This window comes from Ekhidna sp., from assembly GCF_039960695.1.
Lineage (GTDB): Bacteria > Bacteroidota > Bacteroidia > Cytophagales > Cyclobacteriaceae > Ekhidna.
The window spans coordinates 236,752-257,971 of the sequence record NZ_JBDVKP010000004.1; the positions used below are offsets into that span (position 1 = coordinate 236,752).

General features: G+C 40.4%; 22 protein-coding genes. 17 read left to right on the forward strand and 5 right to left on the reverse strand.

The features are described 5' to 3' along the window. Positions 1 to 65 precede the first annotated feature (65 nt). Complete coding sequence (locus tag ABJG98_RS01725) at positions 66 to 1,454, reverse strand: MBL fold metallo-hydrolase (RefSeq protein ID WP_348277729.1); 1,389 nt, start codon at positions 1,452 to 1,454, stop codon at positions 66 to 68. Between the two features lie 139 nt (positions 1,455 to 1,593). Here ABJG98_RS01725 and ABJG98_RS01730 point away from each other — a divergent pair, with 139 nt between their 5' ends. Next, positions 1,594 to 2,049, forward strand: a complete 456-nt coding sequence (locus ABJG98_RS01730; RefSeq protein ID WP_348277730.1) for an OsmC family protein — start codon at positions 1,594 to 1,596, stop codon at positions 2,047 to 2,049. A 34-nt stretch (positions 2,050 to 2,083) separates the two neighbouring features. Here the strand turns inward: ABJG98_RS01730 and ABJG98_RS01735 are convergent, their stop codons facing one another. From ABJG98_RS01735 to ABJG98_RS01745, 3 genes are all read right to left on the reverse strand, one after another. Continuing rightward, on the reverse strand, positions 2,084 to 2,473 hold the full coding sequence (locus tag ABJG98_RS01735) for a hypothetical protein (protein ID WP_348277731.1): 390 nt from the start codon (positions 2,471 to 2,473) through the stop codon (positions 2,084 to 2,086). 90 nt (positions 2,474 to 2,563) lie between these two features. Beyond that, positions 2,564 to 3,298, reverse strand: a complete 735-nt coding sequence (gene ric / locus ABJG98_RS01740; protein ID WP_348277732.1) for an iron-sulfur cluster repair di-iron protein — start codon at positions 3,296 to 3,298, stop codon at positions 2,564 to 2,566. An 11-nt stretch (positions 3,299 to 3,309) separates the two neighbouring features. Further along, the gene (locus ABJG98_RS01745) at positions 3,310 to 3,771 is read right to left on the reverse strand and encodes a hypothetical protein (RefSeq protein WP_348277733.1); all 462 of its coding nucleotides are present in this window, start codon (positions 3,769 to 3,771) and stop codon (positions 3,310 to 3,312) included. A 181-nt stretch (positions 3,772 to 3,952) separates the two neighbouring features. Between ABJG98_RS01745 and ccoS the strand changes: the two genes are divergently transcribed. The 16 genes from ccoS to ABJG98_RS01825 all read left to right on the forward strand — a co-directional run bounded on the left by ccoS (position 3,953) and on the right by ABJG98_RS01825 (position 20,596). Next, positions 3,953 to 4,162, forward strand: a complete 210-nt coding sequence (ccoS, locus tag ABJG98_RS01750) for a cbb3-type cytochrome oxidase assembly protein CcoS (protein ID WP_348277734.1) — start codon at positions 3,953 to 3,955, stop codon at positions 4,160 to 4,162. After that, positions 4,138 to 6,306, forward strand: coding sequence for a cytochrome-c oxidase, cbb3-type subunit I (gene ccoN, locus ABJG98_RS01755; RefSeq protein WP_348277735.1), 2,169 nt, complete (start codon positions 4,138 to 4,140; stop codon positions 6,304 to 6,306). The genes ccoS and ccoN overlap by 25 nt, the downstream gene beginning before the upstream one ends. Before the next feature lie 11 nt (positions 6,307 to 6,317). Beyond that, positions 6,318 to 6,509 (forward strand): CcoQ/FixQ family Cbb3-type cytochrome c oxidase assembly chaperone, encoded by a 192-nt coding sequence (locus ABJG98_RS01760; protein WP_348277736.1) that lies wholly within the window; start codon positions 6,318 to 6,320, stop codon positions 6,507 to 6,509. Continuing rightward, positions 6,496 to 7,470 carry a cbb3-type cytochrome c oxidase N-terminal domain-containing protein gene (locus ABJG98_RS01765; RefSeq protein WP_348277737.1) on the forward strand — a complete coding sequence of 325 codons (975 nt, stop codon included), beginning with the start codon at positions 6,496 to 6,498 and terminating at the stop codon, positions 7,468 to 7,470. The genes ABJG98_RS01760 and ABJG98_RS01765 overlap by 14 nt, the downstream gene beginning before the upstream one ends. Beyond that, positions 7,471 to 8,898: a cytochrome c oxidase accessory protein CcoG gene (gene ccoG, locus ABJG98_RS01770; RefSeq protein ID WP_348277738.1), complete on the forward strand. Its 1,428-nt coding sequence runs from the start codon at positions 7,471 to 7,473 to the stop codon at positions 8,896 to 8,898. A 1-nt stretch (position 8,899) separates the two neighbouring features. Continuing rightward, on the forward strand, positions 8,900 to 9,358 hold the full coding sequence (locus tag ABJG98_RS01775; RefSeq protein ID WP_348277739.1) for a FixH family protein: 459 nt from the start codon (positions 8,900 to 8,902) through the stop codon (positions 9,356 to 9,358). Continuing rightward, on the forward strand, positions 9,355 to 10,035 hold the full coding sequence (locus ABJG98_RS01780; RefSeq protein ID WP_348277740.1) for a sulfite exporter TauE/SafE family protein: 681 nt from the start codon (positions 9,355 to 9,357) through the stop codon (positions 10,033 to 10,035). The genes ABJG98_RS01775 and ABJG98_RS01780 overlap by 4 nt, the downstream gene beginning before the upstream one ends. Positions 10,036 to 10,101: 66 nt before the next feature. Continuing rightward, positions 10,102 to 12,237 carry an ATP-binding protein gene (locus tag ABJG98_RS01785; protein WP_348277741.1) on the forward strand — a complete coding sequence of 712 codons (2,136 nt, stop codon included), beginning with the start codon at positions 10,102 to 10,104 and terminating at the stop codon, positions 12,235 to 12,237. Positions 12,238 to 12,315: 78 nt separating this feature from the next. Next, on the forward strand, positions 12,316 to 13,659 hold the full coding sequence (gene hemN, locus ABJG98_RS01790; RefSeq protein ID WP_348277742.1) for an oxygen-independent coproporphyrinogen III oxidase: 1,344 nt from the start codon (positions 12,316 to 12,318) through the stop codon (positions 13,657 to 13,659). A 121-nt stretch (positions 13,660 to 13,780) separates the two neighbouring features. After that, complete coding sequence (locus tag ABJG98_RS01795) at positions 13,781 to 14,245, forward strand: cytochrome c (protein WP_348277743.1); 465 nt, start codon at positions 13,781 to 13,783, stop codon at positions 14,243 to 14,245. An 18-nt stretch (positions 14,246 to 14,263) separates the two neighbouring features. Further along, positions 14,264 to 14,830 (forward strand): fasciclin domain-containing protein, encoded by a 567-nt coding sequence (locus tag ABJG98_RS01800; RefSeq protein WP_348277744.1) that lies wholly within the window; start codon positions 14,264 to 14,266, stop codon positions 14,828 to 14,830. 16 nt (positions 14,831 to 14,846) lie between these two features. After that, positions 14,847 to 16,808, forward strand: a complete 1,962-nt coding sequence (nosZ, locus tag ABJG98_RS01805) for a Sec-dependent nitrous-oxide reductase (protein WP_348277745.1) — start codon at positions 14,847 to 14,849, stop codon at positions 16,806 to 16,808. Between the two features lie 74 nt (positions 16,809 to 16,882). Then, complete coding sequence (locus tag ABJG98_RS01810) at positions 16,883 to 17,899, forward strand: nitrous oxide reductase accessory protein NosL (RefSeq protein WP_348277746.1); 1,017 nt, start codon at positions 16,883 to 16,885, stop codon at positions 17,897 to 17,899. Then, positions 17,896 to 19,122 carry a nitrous oxide reductase family maturation protein NosD gene (locus tag ABJG98_RS01815; protein ID WP_348277747.1) on the forward strand — a complete coding sequence of 409 codons (1,227 nt, stop codon included), beginning with the start codon at positions 17,896 to 17,898 and terminating at the stop codon, positions 19,120 to 19,122. Before ABJG98_RS01810 ends, ABJG98_RS01815 begins: the two co-directional genes overlap by 4 nt. Next, the gene (locus ABJG98_RS01820) at positions 19,119 to 19,817 is read left to right on the forward strand and encodes an ABC transporter ATP-binding protein (protein WP_348277748.1); all 699 of its coding nucleotides are present in this window, start codon (positions 19,119 to 19,121) and stop codon (positions 19,815 to 19,817) included. Before ABJG98_RS01815 ends, ABJG98_RS01820 begins: the two co-directional genes overlap by 4 nt. Continuing rightward, on the forward strand, positions 19,814 to 20,596 hold the full coding sequence (locus ABJG98_RS01825; protein ID WP_348277749.1) for an ABC transporter permease subunit: 783 nt from the start codon (positions 19,814 to 19,816) through the stop codon (positions 20,594 to 20,596). Before ABJG98_RS01820 ends, ABJG98_RS01825 begins: the two co-directional genes overlap by 4 nt. An 8-nt stretch (positions 20,597 to 20,604) precedes the next feature. Here the strand turns inward: ABJG98_RS01825 and ABJG98_RS01830 are convergent, their stop codons facing one another. Further along, entirely contained in the window at positions 20,605 to 21,144 is a 540-nt protein-coding gene (locus ABJG98_RS01830) for a cysteine dioxygenase family protein (protein WP_348277750.1), read from the reverse strand. Between the last annotated feature and the right edge of the window lie 76 nt (positions 21,145 to 21,220).

The following is a 21,220-nucleotide window of genomic DNA, read 5'->3' on the forward strand; positions in this document are numbered from 1 at the left end:
ATGCATATTAATTATTTAGTTCACGGTGTGAAATACATTCTTCTAGCTCTCCATTTGTTATATCGTCAGATATGATCAAAAAGTGTATAGCTTTCGAGATAGTCTGGTATCGTAACATTCCATCCTTTGCCTGCCAATCTTCCCCTTAGTTTCATTGCTTGCTCTCTTTCACCGTGAATGAGAAATGTCATTTTTGGCGGCTCATGAATGTGACCACTCCAAGCTATCAATTCGTCCTGATCTGCATGAGCAGAAAGGCCATCAAGAATGTGAACCTTGGCAGATATTTTCACCTCCTCTCCAAAAATTTTCACACTGTCGTTTCCATTTACAATGTCTTTTCCGCGTGTTCCTTCCGGCAAGAATCCAGTAAATAGTATTGTATCCTGCGCATTTGGGAGCCTATGATAAAGATGATGAAGGATCCGTCCCCCTGTAGCCATTCCACTGGCTGAGATTATGATTGCATGTTCTTTTATGGTGTTTAGAACCTTGGATCTACGCCGTTCGGTTACATAATGTACAAAAGGAGCGTCGAAGATGTGATGTCCAAATTCACTGTCACTTTCCAGGCGGTGATAATTAGTAAACCGTTTATACAATCTTGTTACACTTATTGCCATCGGACTATCCACATAGATTGGACGTGACCTCATATTCTGAAAAATCTTCCATAGATGATACAGAATCAATTGAGTCCGACCGAGCGAAAAAGCCGGTATAAGAAGGCATCCTCCTCGTTCGTCACTTTCCTGGATCAGTTGCCGAAGTTCCATTTCAAGGTTTTGATCTCTGTGATTTCTCCCGCCATAAGTTGATTCCATGAAAAGAATATCTGCCTGAGGTGGTTTTGAGGGCGCAACATGTAGTGGACTGTGTTCGGGTCCTAAATCGCCTGAAAACACAAGAGATTTGACTCCTTGACTCGTATATATTTTTAATTCAATGCTTGCCGCACCTAAGATATGACCTGCATGAAAAAAACGGACTTCTATTACGTCATGTATGCGAAAGGTTTGCTCAAAAGGATGCGTTTCAAATGCATTCAGTGCGTCTAATGCATCTTGAACTTTATAAAGTGCTTTTGCAGGATGGTGTTTGGAGTATCCTTTCTTATTGGCAAATTCAGCCTCTTCTTCTTGTAATTTAGCACTGTCCGAAAGTAGTATCTCAGCAAGTTCCAAAGTTGGTTCAGTGCAATGAATCTTGCCGTTAAAACCATTTTTGTAAAGCAGCGGAAGATAACCTGAATGGTCTATGTGCGCATGAGTTAGTAAGACTGCATCTATGGTCGCCGGATCAATTGGCAGCTCGTCCCAGTTTCTAACTCTCAAATCTTTCAATCCCTGAAACAATCCACAGTCAATAAGCAAACTGTAGTCATCAATTAGTAATAGGAATTTGGAACCTGTAACAGATCCTGCTCCACCGAGAAATTTGATTCGAATATTCACCCAATGAAATTAGGCATTTATGGTCGTAATTCATTTTTATATCCACTGATCATAATCCGCTCATTTGCTGATGAAAATCAGAAGTAAAATGACCTTAATGAGTCTTTTTTGTATCTAAAATCAAAACAATTTAAAAACAATGGAAGCTCACATTTATAATGTAGATATCAATTGGAATGCCGACAGAAAAGGAGTTATGTGTTCACCAGAATTGAATAAGGATGCCAATAGTTGTATTGATGTGGCCACTCCACCCGAATTCCCCAAAGGCATCCCAGGGATTTGGTCACCTGAGCACTTGTTTACAGCAGCGGTAAGTAGTTGTTTAATGACTACTTTTTTAGCTATTGCCGAGAACTCCAAACTCAACTTTGAAAGTTTTAGTTGCAGTTCAAAAGGCAAACTTGAGCAAGTGGATGGAAAATTTTTAATGACGGAGATCTTCTTAGGACCTAAGGTTACAATCACTGATGAAAAGGATAGGGAGCGTGCAGAGCGAGTTCTTCTGAAGTCTGAACGAGCATGCCTGATTTCTAATTCAATTAAATCAGAAGTCATTATGAAAATGACAATTGAAGTAGCGGAAACAGCTTAAAATAAGTATCTCCAGAATAATCTGGAGATACTTTTTATTGAATAAATCCTAAGTAGCAAAAGATTGCTCCAAAAATCACAATTGCAAGGGTCAGGCCACGGCCTTTACGTACTTGCAGAATACCCCTAAATAATTCCAGATAAGCGGGTGCTAGCATTAATAGGATTCCTTTGATCAATGCGATCCAACCAATAATAGTTATAATCACTCGCCAGTCATTTACCCACAAATTGTGATAGGTAACCATTGCCATACCTCCCACGACAGCCATAAATCCACCGAGTAGAGCAGAACCTGGACTATCAACCAATTTCCTAAAAGCAAGCATATATGCTTCTCTAAAAAGGAATAGTCCTATACCAACAGAGAGATACATTACTCCGAGTACGCGTGCGATAAAAATTGAAAGTTCCATGTTATCCATAGTATCCAAAAATTAGTTTATTTCGTGAAACCTAATATCCGTACTTTCACTCCAAATTTGAATGATACTTGTCAGTACTTATACTGATCTTTAGTTGCTCAATTCCATCAATTCTTTTTCCAGTTTTAGGGCTTTAGGAAACAGGATATTATTCTCCAGGTGAATGTGTCGATGTAGGTCATTTTCAAACTCCTGAAGCATAGCATAACTAACGCGATACGTATTGCAGGCATGCGTGGGAGGAGTATAGTTGTTACTTAACTCTGCTATCTCTCTGAATCTATCACCTTCGGTAGCATGCTCATGCTTCATCATATTGATGGGGTTTTCCGCTGTACCAAAATGTGGTGGGATCAATGGTTCGCCACTTGCTTTGGCCTTCATCATCTGTCTAATGAAAGGAAACAAGATCATTTCTTCTTTCTTCATATGCATAGCCAGCTCACCAGCGGAGGCTTCAAATAGCTCATGGATTTTAATCACCTCTGGGTTATGTTCTCCATGCACTGCAGCTACCTTCTTAAGATAGGCTTTGAGTTCAGGGAGTTTTTTCTCTACATAGGTATGGTGTGTTTCTACAATATAATCGGCAAGCACATCTGGGGTCATGTCCTTGGGATGATCGGTAGGTGTATTTTTTCCATGTATTACTTTTTCCAGTGCATTCAAAACTTCGTTCTCATCGATTTTCTTTAGGGCACAAGCTTCACCAATCGTTCGGTCTCCATTGCAACAGAAGTCGATGTTTCTTTCCTTAAATACTGTGGCAGCTCGGTAGTCTTCCGCTACCAACTCCCCAATAATTTGCTTAGATGTTATTTCCATATTGATATGATTTATAAAGTTCTTGTTTTAAAATGCTGAAGCCCATAGGTAAACAGACTGAATACCTTGATGACTTCTGCAATGACGTAAGAGAGGTGAAGATTGGAAGACATGGGTGGATGATTGAGCATGTATAATTCAGCTCTGGCATCAAGTGCAGGTAACAGCCAAATGGATTGAATAAAAAGAATCAGAAGAGGGATAACCAGGATGGCGAAGGCCTTGGTTTTGATTTCCCTATCTAAAGCAGTGCTGATCAGTAGAGAAAGTGCAAATACAATCTCTACTTTATTGAGCGCTCCAAATACTAGCCGCCCAATACCTAAACCGAGGGATAATGTAATCCCCGGTGCTTGAAACTTTAACCATGCTTCCATGAAGCTGATGGCACAAACAAATCCAATCCACAGAAATACGATACTGATGCGTAGTGGGCTCTTCACCACCGCCTCATTCATTGTGGTTGTTTCCATGCTGCAATAGTCAGCATAGGGGGGTAGTTAATGAATGACCTTTGTCTATTTGAATGATGATATTTGTCAGACGCGACCAAAGAGTTGTCTGTCGCAGTTGGCGACCTGATAAAAATCATCCATTCCGCTAACACCTCTCATTATCCAGTCTTTCACTCTCCGCTAATCTTGTCATCGGATTATGAGTGTCATATTTATTCTTATCGCATGTAGCCTACTTCTCGCAGGCAGCTTCCTCGCAGCGTTCTTATGGGCGTCTCGTTCGGGGCAGTTTGAGGATGACTATACACCATCAGTTCGCATTCTTTTTGAAGACGAGGGACCAACGGTCTCTTCAAATAGCATCAATAACAAACCTAGTGACCAATGTCAGAAAACAGCCAAAAAGTAGGTCTTGAGACCTTTCATTATGACAATACCACGGTTCGAAATTTCCTAATCGCCACCACGATCTTTGGAATTATCGGAATGACTGTGGGACTTCTTGTTGCATGTCAGTTTGTGTGGCCAGAAGCCAACTTCGGATTGCAGTATACCACCTTCGGACGCGTAAGGCCACTGCATACCAATGCAGTGATTTTTGCATTTGTGGGTAACGGAATTTTTGCCGGCGTGTACTATTCCCTTCAGCGATTATGTAAAGCTCGAATGTACAGCGATCTTCTTAGTAAGATTCACTTCTGGGGTTGGCAGCTAATCATTCTTTCCGCAGCTATCACGCTTCCATTGGGAATGACCTCCGGAAAAGAGTACGCTGAATTGGAATGGCCCATTGATATAGCAATCGCTTTAATCTGGGTTGTGTTTGGCCTGAATATGTTCATGACTATCATCAAACGTCGTGAGCGTCATCTATATGTAGCCATTTGGTTCTACATCGCTACGTTCGTGACAGTAGCCATGCTGCATATTGTAAACTCATTTGAGTTGCCAATTGACTTTATGAAGAGCTATTCCTGGTACGCTGGCGTGCAGGATGCTTTAGTGCAATGGTGGTATGGACATAATGCAGTGGCATTTTTCCTTACTACACCATACCTCGGTTTGATGTATTATTTTATTCCGAAAGCATCAGGACGTCCGATCTACTCATATAGATTATCGATCATTCACTTCTGGGCCCTCATCTTCATCTACATCTGGGCAGGCCCGCATCACTTATTATACAATTCACTTCCTGACTGGGCACAGTCATTAGGAGTCGTGTTCTCAGTCATGCTGATTGCTCCGTCATGGGGAGGTATGTTAAATGGACTTTTGACATTGAGAGGAGCCTGGGACAAAGTGCGAGAAGATGCCATCTTGAAGTTCATGGTGGTGGCAATCACCTGCTACGGTATGGCCACTTTCGAAGGTCCAATGCTCTCATTGAAGAATGTAAACGCAATCGGTCACTTTACAGATTGGATTGTCGGTCATGTACACATTGGTGGATTGGGATGGAACGGCTTCCTGACTTTTGCAATGCTTTACTATCTCATACCTAAGCTTTATGGAACAAAACTTCACTCACAGAAACTGGCAAATGTCCACTTCTGGATCGGAACCATGGGAATCCTTTTCTATGCAATTCCGCTCTATTGGGCAGGTTTCACCCAAAGTTTGATGTGGAAACAATTCAACCCGGACGGAACACTTGTTTACAGCAATTTCCTTGAAACGGTTACTCAAATTATGCCAATGTATGCTCTGAGAGCATTCGGCGGATTACTCTATCTGTCTGGTGTATTTGTCATGGTTTACAACCTTGTGAAAACGGCTCGCTCTGGTAGCTTCCAGCCAACAACTGAAGCACAAGCAGCTCCTTTGATGAAAGATTACAAACCAGAGAAGAGCGAGCACTGGCACAGAAGAATATTTGAATGGAAACCAATGCGAATGCTTATTTGGAGTTTGATTATAGTCGCCATTGGAGGGGTTATTGAAATTGTGCCAACGTTCCTGATTCAGAGCAATGTGCCAACAATCTCGACGGTAAAACCTTACACACCTCTGGAATTAAATGGGCGTGACATTTATGTAAGAGAAGGCTGCTATACCTGTCACTCACAAATGATTCGTCCATTCCGATCAGAGGTGATGAGATATGATCCTGTGGATTTAGAATACTCTAAAGCAGGAGAGTTTGTTTACGATCATCCATTCCAATGGGGATCAAAACGTACGGGTCCGGATTTACATAGAATAGGAAAGAAATATCCCGACAGCTGGCATTTCTACCACATGTTGGACCCTACCAGTATGTCACCAGGTTCAATAATGCCACCATATCCTTGGCTCTTTGAGCAGGAGTGGGACAAAGAACGAACACCGGCTAAAATCAGGGCCATGCAAACACTTGGTGTACCGTACCCCGACGGGTATGATCAGCAAGCTGTGTCAGACGCAGAAAATCAGGCCGCTTTGATTTCCAAAGGACTTGAGCTCGAAGGAATCAAAATGAGCAGTGATACAGAAATCATGGCTTTGATTGCCTACCTGCAAAGACTTGGGACTGATATTAAAAATGTAGAAGGTGTAACTGAAGGGAAGTAAAACATACAACTATGCTGAAATTTATCAAACATCATATGGAGACTATCGCTGGAATAGAAATTTATCCAGTGATCTCCTTTGTCATCTTCTTTGTCTTCTTTATCGCATTGACGGTATATGTTTTGAAGGTAGATAAGAAGCTATTCAAGGACATATCAAATATTCCATTAGACTCAAACGATACCAATCATGATGAAGCTTAAGTGTACGCTAATGACTTTAATTGTTTTTTTACCAGGAGTATCTTTCGGTCAAGATGCAGGTGCTCAGCAAAGTTTCTTTGAGCAATACCAAGTTGAGTTAATTCTAGGATTGACTGTTCTTATCAGTATTGTTGCAGTAGCAGCTATGTACGTGCTTTTGGTAGCTCTCAAAGTGGTGCTTAAACTTAAGCGTGCTGAGATGGGGATTGAGGAAGAGGAGCAAGAGTTAATTCGAGCTCTGGAAGGAGAAGAGAACGTCGGATTCTGGAGACGATTTTGGAATCGATTGAATGCTTCTGTTCCAGTAGCTAAAGAACATGAAATAGTAACTGATCATGAGTATGATGGTATTCGAGAGCTGGATAATAGACTTCCGCCTTGGTGGCTTTATGGCTTTTATGCTTCCATCTTATTCGCCGTAGTTTATTTTATCAATTATGAAGTACTTGGAACCGGCCAATCACAAGATGAGGAGTTTCAGGCTGAGATGATTCGAGCTGAAGAGGATGTCGAAACTTATTTGGCATCACTGGGTGATTTGATAGATGAAAGCAATGTCACTCTGGCAACAGAGGCATCAGATATCAATGCAGGAAAGGCGATCTATGATGCAAATTGCTCAGTATGTCATGCAGCTGATGGTGGTGGAGGTGTTGGACCGAATTTTACGGACAAATACTGGCTTCATGGCGGAGATATGCCGTCGATTTTCAAAACCATAAAGTATGGTGTCCCATCCAAAGGTATGATTGCCTGGGAAGCACAGCTTTCTCCTAAGAAAATGCAGCAAGTAGCCACCTACATCTACATGATGGAGGGAAATACTGCAGCCAACCCTAAGGAAGTCCAAGGCGATTTATTTGAACGTAATGACACTGAAGAAGAGGGAAGTGAAGATCTTGAGTCCAATCCAAACTACGTGGACGATGAAGCTGCTCTTGAAGGAGATGCGTGCTGCTAAATGGCTGATGTAAAGGATATATATCAAGAACAGGAAAGTGCAGAAGAGACTTTTCGAGACCATCTATCTACGGTAGATAAAGAAGGTAAGCGCGTGTGGGTTTATCCTAAGAAGCCGAAAGGTAGATTCACAAATTATAGAACACTAGTTAGTTACTTGCTGCTTGCGTTTTTATTTGGCGCACCATTTATCAAAGTGGATGGACAGCCATTCTTACTATTCAATATTTTAGAAAGGAAGTTTATCATCTTTGGCCAGATTTTCTGGCCACAAGACTTCTTCCTTTTCGTAATTGGGATGCTCACATCTCTTGTTTTTATCATCCTGTTCACAGTAGTTTTTGGTCGCATTTTCTGCGGATGGATTTGTCCTCAAACCATTTTTATGGAAGGCGTATTTCGTCAGATCGAATACTGGATTGAGGGAGACTATATGGCTCAAAAAAAGCTAAATAAGCAGCCGTGGGATAAAGAGAAGGTTATTAAAAAATCGATTAAGCATATACTTTTCGTTTTAGTCAGTATGCTAATCATGCACACCTTCATGGCTTACCTTGTTGGAGTAAATGAGCTGTGGAAAATAATTGAAGGTGGTCCTGCAGAAAATACTGGTGGTTTCATAGCGATGATGGTATTTACTGGTCTTTTTTATGGAGTTTTTAGTCAAATGCGGGAGCAGGTTTGTACGACGATTTGTCCCTATGGAAGATTGCAAGGGGTGTTGCTAGACAAGCAGAGTGTGGTGGTAGCTTATGACCATGTTAGAGGAGAGAAGCGTGCTAAATTTCGGAAAGAAGAAGATCGTGATGCATTAGGCAAAGGAGATTGTATAGACTGTAAACAATGCGTTTTTGTGTGTCCGACTGGAATAGATATTCGAAATGGAACACAACTGGAATGTGTCAATTGCACCGCATGCATAGATGCGTGCGATTCCATCATGGATCGAATTGGCAAGCCAAGAGGATTGGTACGTTACGCATCTGAAGAGAACATTGCAGATAAGAAACCTTTCCAGTTCACGGCACGAATGAAGGCTTATACAGGTGTTTTGATTGCTCTCGTCGGCGTGCTTGTAACACTATTGCTTGTTCGTTCTGATTTTGAAGCTACCATATTGAGAACGCCAGGTATACTTTATCAAGAGAGGGAAGATGGTATGATTACCAACCTATATCAAGTAAAAATGGTGAACAAAACCAACAGTGCTTTGGATGTAAGGTTCAAGCTATTGAAACCGGAAGGGCAAATAGAAATGATAGGTGGAACGATTGATTTAGAAGAACAAGGTATCGGAGAGGGAGCGTTCTTTGTGGTCATCAATCCGTCTGAAATCGATCAGATGAGTTCAGTAATTTCGATAGGCGTGTACTCTGGAGATAAGTTAGTCGAAACTGTCGAAACTAAGTTTTTAGGGCCGACTAACTAAGTTGATAATTAAGAATGGACAATTAATAATTGAAGACATGAATTGGGGACATAAAATCGTTTTAGCATTTATACTCTTTGCTGCATTTATAGGGTATATGGTGGTCAGAGCTTTTCAGGAAGACTTTGATTTAGTAGCTGAAGACTACTATGCCCAGGAGATCAACTACCAGCAAAAGCTAAATAAGCTTTCGAATACAGCGGAGGATGGCAAATCCGTGGTAGTAAAGCAAAAGGCGGGAGAAATCCTTCTGACTTTTCCCGATGAGATAGCGACTGGAAATATCCATTTTTATCACCCTTCACGGAAGATTTTTGATCGAACCTTCGAAATTTCTCTGACAGATTATAAGCAGAAGATTGAGCGATCCGAGCTAGTGGCTGGAAGCTATCGGGTGAATATCACCTGGAGAAGTAACGACACAGATTATTACCAACAATCAAGTATTTACATCCAATGACGGGAGCATTCCTAATCGGCCTGCTTGGAAGCCTTCACTGTGTGGGTATGTGTGGACCCGTGATGATTGCATTTATGGGACCCAGACAGTCTAAAACTGGATTTTTACTTTATCATATGGGTAGAATCCTCATCTACGTATTTATCGGAACATTGCTTGGTTTAATTGGAGCAACTGCAACGCTATTGGAGATTCAAAAATTTATGGTTTTCGTGCTAGGGATTGGATTAATACTCCTTTACGGTATCCCATCTATAAGGCATGGCCTGGAGCGCTTCTATTATGAATCCAGATTCTATCAATTGCTGAAATCATTTATGTCAAAGAATCTATCCATGCGTAAGCGATGGTTTCTAAGTGGAGTTGCAAATGGGTTTTTCCCATGCGGGCTTACCTATGTGGCTGCTGCAGGTGCCGTAGCGCTAGCTAGTCCACTTCAGGGAGCATTATTTATGGTACTATTTGGTCTGGGTACCTTGCCCGCATTAATCATGGTATCCTTCACGGGTAATATGTTTTCACGAAAACTAAAATCACTTATTCCCAGATCCGTTTCAATTGTCGCCATTCTTTCAGGCTCAATTCTTATTTTGCGAGGATTGCTGACAAGCTTTCCACAATTTAACCAAATGGTACAAGCCAATGCTGCAGGTTTGATCACCATTTGCGGGCTTTAATTCAACTTTTGAGTAGGCTACAAGTTTTTCATTCATTTTTCCATTATCTTTTCCTAAAGGTCTGTTTTGAAAACAATATCAGAAATAAAATCTCTTCGGAGAATTTTTTTTCTTCTCATTGTTAGCTTAACAACCTTAGCTGGTGCCGCCTTTCTTTACATATTGAATGATACCAAGAGGGATAGGATCAATGATCTGACTTATACAGCTAAGGTGATAAAAAGCTACTATGAGTTGAGTTTCCATCAATGGGAGCTTAGTTTGATAAGCTTAGGAAATCGACTTGCTGAAATCGATGAGCCTCAGACAAGACTTGATTATGCAAATCAGGCCTTAGAGGTTTACGAAAAGGAATTGCTAGCATTTGGATTCGCGGATCCTACAGGTCAGGTCATCACTTTCACAGGTCGTTCGGTTAATGATTCTCTCCCCAATTTGGCCTTGTCAGAAAAGACCAGAAGATCCTTCGAATACGCATTGGGCAATGGAGGATTGACATTAGGAGAATGCTACTACTTCGAAAATGTTTCCGACTGGATTCTTCCCATTAGAGTACCAATTTATAATGAAGATGGAGAAATAGTAGCAGTGAACACCTCAGCCATACGCTACAGTTCCATGATTGATGAGCTCAATCAATTTGGTTTTGATCCTCATTATAAAGTTCATTTAATCAATAATGAGTTTGGAACAACACAATTGCTGTACCCACTATCGTCTAAGCAATATGATGGAATATTAGGTTCCGGAAGTCTTTCCTATACCAATCTCGATACAATTAGTTCCTCAGAAGGTGCTTTTTTAGCGATAAGTCTTGATCCACTGTCTGGAGCTAAAATTCTATGTTCCTCCACCATGATTGGACTCATAAATCACCAACTTGTTATTTCAGTAGATCAGTCTTTTCTAATCTATGAATTTATAGATCGATTCAAGCTTGTGTTTATCATCTATTTATTACTCGTGATTTCATCGATTTTTTTGCACAATTACATGAAACGAAATCTTGAAAAATCTATACTTAATTTAAGAACTGAACGAGCCAATTTAAAATCTATCATAGAAAGTACATCTAACATTATCGGGCTTTTTGATAAACAAAAACGACTCGTTGAATTCAATCGTGCATTTAACCTTTCATCAAAAGTCTCGGACGAAATGAAATTAGAAAAAGGCATGGACGTGCTGCGGCAGATCAAGCATAAAGAACGGGCGCTATTGTTTAATGATTATTTTGATCGAGCTTTGAATGGGGAAAAATTCAGTCAGGAAATTAAATTCCCGGGATTAAATAGTGATATCATTCTGAAATTTACTTTCAATCCAGTCTATGATGGTTCAGAGATCGTTGGAATCACATTCTTTGCAGAAGATATTACTACCATTCAAGGATATCAAAAGAAACTAGAGTCTTACAATAAAGATTTAGAGGGAGAAGTTGAAGTGCGAACCAAGGAACTTAAAGCGAAAAATAAGGAACTGGAAGCCGGATATAAAAAGTTACAATCTACTCAACAGCAACTTATTAGAGCGGAGAAAATGGCTTCTCTGGGAATACTCTCAGCAGGAATAGGCCATGAAATTAACAACCCGTTAAATTTCATCAAACATGGCGCGCTTGCATTGAAGGATAAAATGACTCCATCCGGTCAAGATCAATTCAATGAATATTTCTATGCAATAGAAGAGGGTGTAAATAGAGCATCGAAAATTGTAAATGGACTCTCTCATTTCAGTAGAACAGGCGAGTCCATGGAGGAATCGTGCAATATTCATGAAGTATTGGCAAATAGCCTTGCATTGTTGGCCAATCGATTTAGGCAAAAAAATATTGAAGTAAAGACTTCCTACAACGCTGAAGACCCAATGGTAAAAGGCAATGAAGGAAAATTACATCAGGTGTTTACCAATATCATTACCAATGCAGAACAGGCAATTGAAAAAACTGGCGTAATTGTCATTTCAACTAAAAACAAAGAAAATTGGATTCTTATTGAAATCACTGATTCAGGTTGTGGAATGTCTAAATCCACTCTCAAGAAGATTTTAGATCCTTTTTTTACAACCAAAGAACCTGGAGAAGGAACGGGTCTGGGTCTTTTCATAACTCAAATGATCATTGATGAACACGACGGTCAAATGGAAGTTGAGTCTAAGAATGGTGATGGTACGACTTTCACTATCACATTGAATTCCATGTGATATAAATCAGTTCATTAACTCCAATTAGTCATTTAGCCTCGCATTGCACTCAGGTAGTTTTGAGTAAAATTTTGATCGATGCAAGACTTGAGAAAGTACAATCAACCCGTTCCCAGATACACCAGCTATCCCACAGTACCCTTTTGGGAGCCACAGAACTTTTCCATTGAAGCTTATAAGAAAACGGTTCAATCTGCATTTTGGGAAAGCAGCAAAGAGATAAGTATCTATATTCATCTTCCATACTGTGAAAGTCTCTGTACCTATTGTGCTTGCAATACGCGCATCACAAAAAATCATGAGGTAGAAGGTCCATATCTGGATCATGTATTAAAAGAATGGAAAATCTACCTCGATATGTTGCCGGAAAAACCACTCATCAGAGAAATCCATTTGGGTGGAGGCACACCTACCTTCTTTTCACCAGAGAATTTGGATAAACTTTTATCTGGCATCATCAGCAAGGCATCATTAGCGAATGGCTTTCAGATGAGCTTTGAAGGTCATCCTGCCAACACCACCGCCAGACATCTGGAAGCTTTACACTCTATCGGTTTCGACCGGGTAAGCTTTGGAATCCAGGATTTTGATTTGAATGTTCAGAAATTGATCAATCGAATGCAATCGTTCGAGCAAGTAAAATACATAACATCAAAGGCAAGAGAGATTGGCTATAAGTCTGTAAACTATGATGTTGTATACGGTTTGCCAGGTCAAACATCAGCGTCTGTTAAAAACACTTTGGATCAAATCATCGAGCTCCAGCCTGAACGAATAGCCTATTATAGCTATGCACATGTACCGTCGATGCGCCCTGCTCAAAAATCATATGAATCCCACCTGCCAAAGTCAGATGATAAGTGGACGTTTATGCAGTTAGGCAAAGAAATGTTCTGGCAAGCTGGATATGAGGAAGTAGGTATGGATCATTTTGTATTGGCAGGAGATGAACTCTTAGATGCCAGACTGCAAGGTGAGCTCCATAGAAATTTCATGGGTTATACACCATTTACAAGTAAGTTGTTGGTTGGACTAGGTGTCAGTGCCATCAGTGATAGCTGGTCAGGCTTCACTCAAAATGAAAAGAGTATACCCACATACTATGAGCAAATATCGAATGGAAAATTGCCAATCATTAAAGGACATATTCATTCAAGAGCTGATTTGTTTTTTAGAAAGCACATCCTAAATCTAATGTGTGAGTTTAAAACCAGTTGGCTTGAATCAGAATTCATGGAATATGGGGTTTTGTTAAACTATGAATTGCTTGATCAATTGAAAGCCGAGGGCTTTATCACCTACAATGAATCTGGTATAAAGGTGCTCCCTGAAGGAAAAGAAATCATTCGGGTAATTTGCTCTGCGCTGGACGCACGAATGATTGAAAATCATGCAACACCCCAGTTTAGTAACGCGATATGAGAATAATTTTTAGTTGTTAAAACAACTATCAAACAAATATCATATTCCACGCTGACCCAAGTCATAGCTCAAGGTCAATTCCAGAAATACCTTCGAATCATTATTTCAAACCAATAAGATTATGAAAGGTATATATGTAATTGCTTTTTTAGCACTCTTTGCTTTCGCCTGTGGCGGAGGTGATGGTAAAAGCAAAATTGATCAGATCAAGGAACAGTCCAAAATGGAACCTACTGATCCTTATGAAAGCTGGGAAAACAACCACGGAGTTGGTCCCATAAAGGCATTCACACTTCCCGCTGAAATTGATCAAGATTTAGCTCTGAAAGGACAGGAAGTTTACGAAGCCAAGTGCACAGCATGTCACAAAGCTGAGAAAAGATTCATTGGACCTGCACCAAAAGGCATTCTTGAAAGAAGAACACCGGCATGGGTTATGAACATGATTTTAAATCCGGAAGAAATGGTTCAGAAAGACCCAATGGCGAAAAAGCTACTTATAGAATATAATGGTTCCCCAATGGCCAATCAGAATTTAACTCAGGAAGAAGCAAGGGCTGTGCTTGAATACTTCCGAACTCTTTAGCAACCAAACTCTATGAATATGAAATATCTCAGTAACCTAATATTGATCCTGTTCATGACAGTCATGATAGGATCTTGTACTTCACCACAAAGTGAAACGACTGAAAATGAGGATGAGCCAACCAGTCATCCAAGAGGCCAAGCTTCAGTGGAAGATGATGAGTCAGCTAAGAACATCCTGCAAGTAGCCATGTCATCGGAGGTGCATACTACCCTCGTTGCGGGTGTTCAGGCAGCAGAAATTGAGCATGTCTTGGTCAATGCAGGCCCATTAACAGTGTTTGCACCAACCAACGATGCATTTGCAGCATTGCCAGAAGGTGTACTTGATAATCTGTTAAAGCCTGAGAACAAAGGTGACCTGGCAACAATAATTACACGGCATGCAGCTCCTGGATCCTACGATGTAGACGGATTGAAGAAAGAAGCAAGAAAAGGAAGAAAGCTCTACATGGCCACAGGAGATTACCTGGAAGTCGTAGTAAATGGAGATGAGATCACCGTCGGAGGAGCCAAAGTGATTGGCACGATTCAAACTTCCAATGGAGTGATTAATGTCGTGGACAAAGTGATTTTACCTAACTAATTAAATATCAATTATCATGAAGATTAAAATGCATATTCTATTTAAGGCATTTGTGATTACAGCTCTTCTCATTGTCACATCATGCGGACAGAGGGGCAATCAATCAGGTGCGTTAAGCAGCAACATGGCTGAACGTTCTTTTGTGCCACCTGGAGAGCATGATGAGTATTATGCTTTCATCTCTGGAGGCTACAGCGGTCAGCTTTCAGTATATGGACTGCCATCCGGACGTTTGTTCAGAGTAGTTCCTGTATTCTCCGTTGATGCGGAAAAAGGTTACGGTTTCAACGAAGAGACCAAGCCAATGTTAAACACATCATTCGGTCCTGTGCCGTGGGATGATGCTCACCACCCTGATCTTTCTCAAACCAACGGAAAGGTTGATGGTAGATGGTGCTTCATCAATGGTAACAATACACCTCGTATTGCACGAATCAGTCTTTCTTCTTTTGAAACAGAAGAGATTATAGAAATTCCAAATAGCGCAGGTAACCACAGTTCATCTTTTGTAACTGAAAACACCGAGTACGTTGTAGCTGGAACAAGATTTTCCGTACCTGTACCACAACGAGACCTTCCTATTGATGAGTATAAAGGTAATTTCAAGGGAGCCTTGACATTCCTTAGTGTAGATCAGGAGAGTGGAGAGATGGATCTAGCCTTTCAGGTGATGATGCCTGGTTTCAACTTTGATTTGGCTCACCCAGGTAGAAAAAAATCACACGGTTGGATGTTTTTCTCTACTTACAATACAGAGGAAGCTAATACGCTATTAGAAGTAAATGCGTCGCAAAATGACAAAGATTATATCGCAGCAATCAATTGGAAAAAAGCTGAAGAACTGATAGCCAACGGACAGTTCGAAACCATGGAAACTGAGTATGCTCATAATATCTACAGTGAGTCAACGCACATGGCAACTACCACAATGAAGAAAGAAGTGAAGATTCTAGATCCCTCCAAGTATCCGGGTTTGGTTTACTTCTTGCCTACACCAAAATCACCTCATGGCTGTGATGTTGATCCTTCTGGTGAATACATCATTGGTAGTGGTAAACTAGCGGCGGCATTAACAGCACACTCATTTACTAAAATGCTCGATGCTATTGAGAATGAAAAATTCGATGGTGAAGCTTATGGTATTCCGGTACTTAACTACGACGATGTAGTAGCTGGTGTAGTTCAGGGTGCAGGATTAGGTCCATTGCATACAGAATTTGATGCCAAAGGAAATGCATACACTACGTTCTTCATTAGCTCTGAAGTCGTGAAATGGAAGCTCGGTACTTGGGAGGTTTTGGATCGTCAACCAACCTATTATTCCGTGGGTCACTTAATGATTCCAGGGGGTAACTCTCAAGCACCTTTTGGTAAGTACCTGGTAGCAATGAATAAGATCACCAAAGACAGATATCTTCCTACCGGACCTGAGCTTGCTCACTCGGCACAGCTTTATGACATTTCGGGCGATAAAATGGAATTGATCCTTGATTTTCCAACAATAGGTGAGCCGCACTATGCTGCCGGTGCACCAGCTGATTTGATCAAACCAAATCAAACCAAGTTTTATAAGCTAGAGGAAAATATGCACCCGCATGCCACAAAGAGTGAAAAAGATGCTAGAGTAGAACGAAATGGGAATGAAGTCCATGTATATATGACTACTATAAGGAGTCACTTTGCTCCTGATAATATTGAAGGAATCAAAGTAGGAGATAAGGTGTATTTCCACATTACCAATCTGGAACAAGATTACGATGTTCCTCATGGAGTGAGTATGATTGGCGCAAATACTTCCGAGTTACTAATCATGCCAGGTCAAACAGAAACGTTTATCTGGAATCCTAAAAAAGAGGGAGTTTGGCCATTCTACTGCACTGACTTCTGCTCTGCGCTACACCAGGAAATGCAGGGATACGTCAGGGTTTCTGCAAAAGGTGCGGACGTACCATTGAAATGGAGTTTAGACGGGGAGTAGGAAGTTAGGTTTTTTATGTGGCTGTCTCACGATTCGTGAGGCAGCTCACTATTTCCATCAAAAAAGTAAGTATTATGAAACGATCTCAGCTATATATGTTGGTCGGAGCAATATTGCTCAGTGGACTATTTCTTTGGCCTCTTTGGAATATCACCCTGGAAGCACCTCAATACCCGGATGCGATTGGGATGGATATCCACATCAACAAATTCGAAGATGCTAATCCTAATGATATCAAGAATATCAACATAATGAACCACTATGTGGGGATGAAGGATATACCTGAGACCATTCCCGAGTTTAGCATATTCCCAAAAGTCGCACTAGGAATGATCATTCTGGGTGTAATCATTGCATTCATCGGCAAAAGGCCACTCTATATAACCTGGTTTGCCCTTATGCTTGTTTTGGGAACCATGGCTATGTATGATTTTTACCAATGGGAATACGATTATGGGCACGACCTCAAAGAAAATGCTGCAATTAAATTTACAGACGATAAGGGCCAACCGATGGCTTATCAGCCACCACTGATAGGTAGCAAAATGATCTTAAATTTCAGGGCAATCTCTATGCCCAGGCCTGGTGCTTACCTGATGTTTCTTGGTATGGCTCTCTCGGTATTGGCATTCATTAAAGCAAAAAAAGAACAGGTGAGCATACAAGCTGTAGCAGCATTACTTGTAATGGGACTTATTAGTGGATGCTCCTTTGATCCACAACCCATTATTTATGGGCAGGATGCCTGCGTTTACTGTAAGATGACAATCGTAGATAAGCAACATTCAGCTCAAGTGGTGACAAATACCGGGAAGGCCTTCAAATATGACGCTATAGAGTGTATGTTGAACGACCTGAAAGAATGGGAACGCCCTGAGGTGAAATACTACCTCGTTGCTGACTATACAAATCCAGGTCAACTGGCAGATGCGATAAACGCACACTATCTAATATCTGAATCAATCCCAAGCCCAATGGGGGAGTTTTTGACAGCTTTTGAAAATGCAAATGATCGGCTCGAAACAATGGAAGATGTTTCAGGACAGTCACTAAGTTGGACGGAGCTCAAAGCTGAATTTGATGTTCCATGAGAGGCCTGTTTGTTGTATTTATATTCTTTGTTGAAGTAGCAGTAGCTAAGGAAATAAACATCTGCGAAACGTGTGAAGTATCAGATGCCAAGACAGCTGTTGCCTTAGCTAATCCATTTGATACCTTGGTATTTAAAGCTGGAATGTACACCTGCGAAAATCTTGAAATCAGAAAACCATTGACCATTGTTGGACAATTAGGAGCGATTCTTAATGGAAATATGAAAGGCTATGTGCTCAAGCTTTTTGCTGATAGCATCAACATTATTGGTCTAAAAATCATCAATGCTGGGAGGAGTTATACTAAAGACTATGCTGCTATTTATAGCTTCAGAGCGAATCATTTTTTGATTGAAAATAATATAGTGGTTGATCCATTTTTTGGCTTACTTATCGAGAAATCCAAACATGGAATCATCCGCAATAACATCGTCTATGGCACTTCTGTCAAGGAAGATGAAACGGGGAATGGGATTCACGCATGGCATTGTTCCAATCTTCAGATCTACGGCAATGAGGTCTATAACATGCGAGATGGCATTTATCTGGAGTTTGTCGACGATAGTGAGATTAAAAAAAATCACACGCACGACAACATTCGTTACGGTCTGCACTTCATGTTTTCCAACCATGATCAATATTTAAATAATCGTTTTGAAAGAAACGGAGCTGGAGTGGCAGTCATGTTTTCCAAGTTTATTGTGATGAAAGAAAATCAATTTGTGAACAATTGGGGACCAGCTAGCTACGGACTCCTCTTAAAAGAAATTTACGATGCAGAGGTAATTGATAATGAGTTCACAGAGAATACCATGGCCGTTTTTATCGACGGAACCACACGCATCAATTATTCGGGCAACGTATTCAAAAGAAATGGATGGGCAATCAAAGTATCTGGAGGGTGCTACGCCAATCGCATTTACGGGAATGACTTTCTTGGTAACTCATTTGATGTCTCCTATAACTCAAAGATGAATGATAACACATTTGATGGAAATTATTGGGGAGACTACACAGGCTACGATCTGAATAAAGACGGGGTTGGAGATGTACCTTATCGGCCGGTCAAGTTGTTCTCTTATATTGTAAATAAAACACCTGAAACCATCATTTTACTTAGAAGTTTGTTTGTAGATATTATGAATTTTTCGGAAAGAGTTTCACCTGTATTTACGCCAGATAACCTGGTAGATCAGTCACCTTCAATGCAATCATTCAAATGATACAGGTTGAGAATCTTAATAAAAGCTTCGGAAAGCTGGAAGTACTGAAAGGTGTAAGTTTTGTAGTAAACAGGCCTGGGGTTTTCGCAATCCTTGGTCACAATGGATCTGGCAAAACCACGCTACTTAAGATTATTTTGGGCATGGTAATGCCAAATAGCGGAGAGCTGACTGTAAATGATACTGCGATCAAGAAAAGCTGGGAATACCGTAAGGATATTGCATATCTACCACAGATTGCTCGCTTTCCGGATAACCTTACCGTAAATGAATTGATCAATATGATCTTAGACATTCGCAATCAGAAAGCAAGAGAAAAGGAACTCATTGCACGATTTGGATTGGAACGATTTCTCGACAAAAAACTCTCAGACCTTTCAGGCGGAACCAGACAGAAAGTAAATATTGTACTGGCTTTCATGTTTAATGCTGATATATGCATTTTAGATGAACCAACAGCTGGATTAGATCCGGTTTCACTTCTAGAATTAAAACAGTTAATAGAGGAGGAGAAGCAAAAAGGAAAGATTATCCTGATTACCACCCATATTATGAGCTTGGTAGAAGAGCTATCTCAAGAAATAATTTTCTTACTTGATGGTAAGATACATTTTCAGGGCTCAATTGATGAGCTGAATAAGAAGACCAACGAAACAGATTTGGAACACGCAATCGCGGCAATGCTGAAGACATGATAAAAATCTTAAAATATAGCTTTTATGATTTGATGCGCAGTAGGTGGAGCTACGTGTACCTGGCATTCTACATGGCCTTGGGCTTTGTATTGCTCTTCCTGAATTCCGATTTGTCAAAAGCGACGATCACCTTGATGAATATTATTGTGGTGCTTACACCAATGATTGGAACCATCTTCGGTATCATGTATTTCTATAATTCACGAGAATTTACAGAACTTTTACTCTCACAGCCAGTGAAACGTTCGACCATTTTTGCAGGACAGTATTTAGGCCTGTCTCTTTCATTATCTATGAGTTTGATTATCGGATTAGGCATCCCATTTCTCATGTACGGCATAGGTCAGTCGGACGCAATAGCAAACTTTCTCACCTTGCTGATGTCTGGGACTTTCCTGACTTTCATATTCGTGGCCTTATCACTCAATATCGGACTTAGCAATTCAAACAAAATCAAGGGTTTTGGTTATGCCATTCTGATGTGGTTATTTTTTGCTGTGATCTATGATGGCCTTTTCATGATTTCATTGGTTGTTTTTGGCGATTATCCGTTGGATAAGTTCGCCTTGGGTGCATCACTTTTCAATCCCATAGATCTGAGTAGAATAATGATCTTATTGAAGTTAGAGATTTCAGCACTTCTGGGCTACACTGGCGCATTGTTTCAAAGGTTCTTTGGAACCAGCATAGGTTTTATTGCATCAGCATCTATTCTATTGATTTGGATAGCCATTCCATTTATGCTAATCATTAGAAAAGCAGAACGAAAGGATTTTTAAAAGGAGGCCTAAACCTCCTGACTTAATATATTGTAACTCTTGTTTTCCCAAGTATCCATCATGGTGCTATCTGACTTATCTTCATCATAAACATGCCATTTGGTTACAGGCTTACGGTAGATATTTAAACTGACAGATCTGGCTGAATAGGCATTGGAATATCTGTGAATACCTATTTGTTTCATGTAAGAAAATTCATCAGTACCAAGTAGAACATTGCTGACTTTCTCTAGTCGATCATTATCCACATTGATTTTAAAACATTCTTCTCTTAGCACTCCTTCGATGGGATGTACCCAAGCTTCTTGTGTGTTAAAGTCATGAATTGGAGAAGATTGTCCCTTTTCCCAACAAACGAGTAATACCTCAAAATCGTCATTTCGAGCAAGAACATTTCTTGTGTACTTTTCATCGTCCCATGAATAGTAACGTTCAAATTCAGCCCGAGGAACTTTCACTTTATTCATTACATCCAATACATGAGTGCCACTTTCCTTGCATTGATTTAAAGCGTGCACCAATCCTTCAACAGTTGTTATAGTTTCCATATTCTAGTCTTTTTATTTAGTGTCAATTTAAACTGAGCATGCCACTTAAATGATGACGATTCATAGGTCGTGGAAT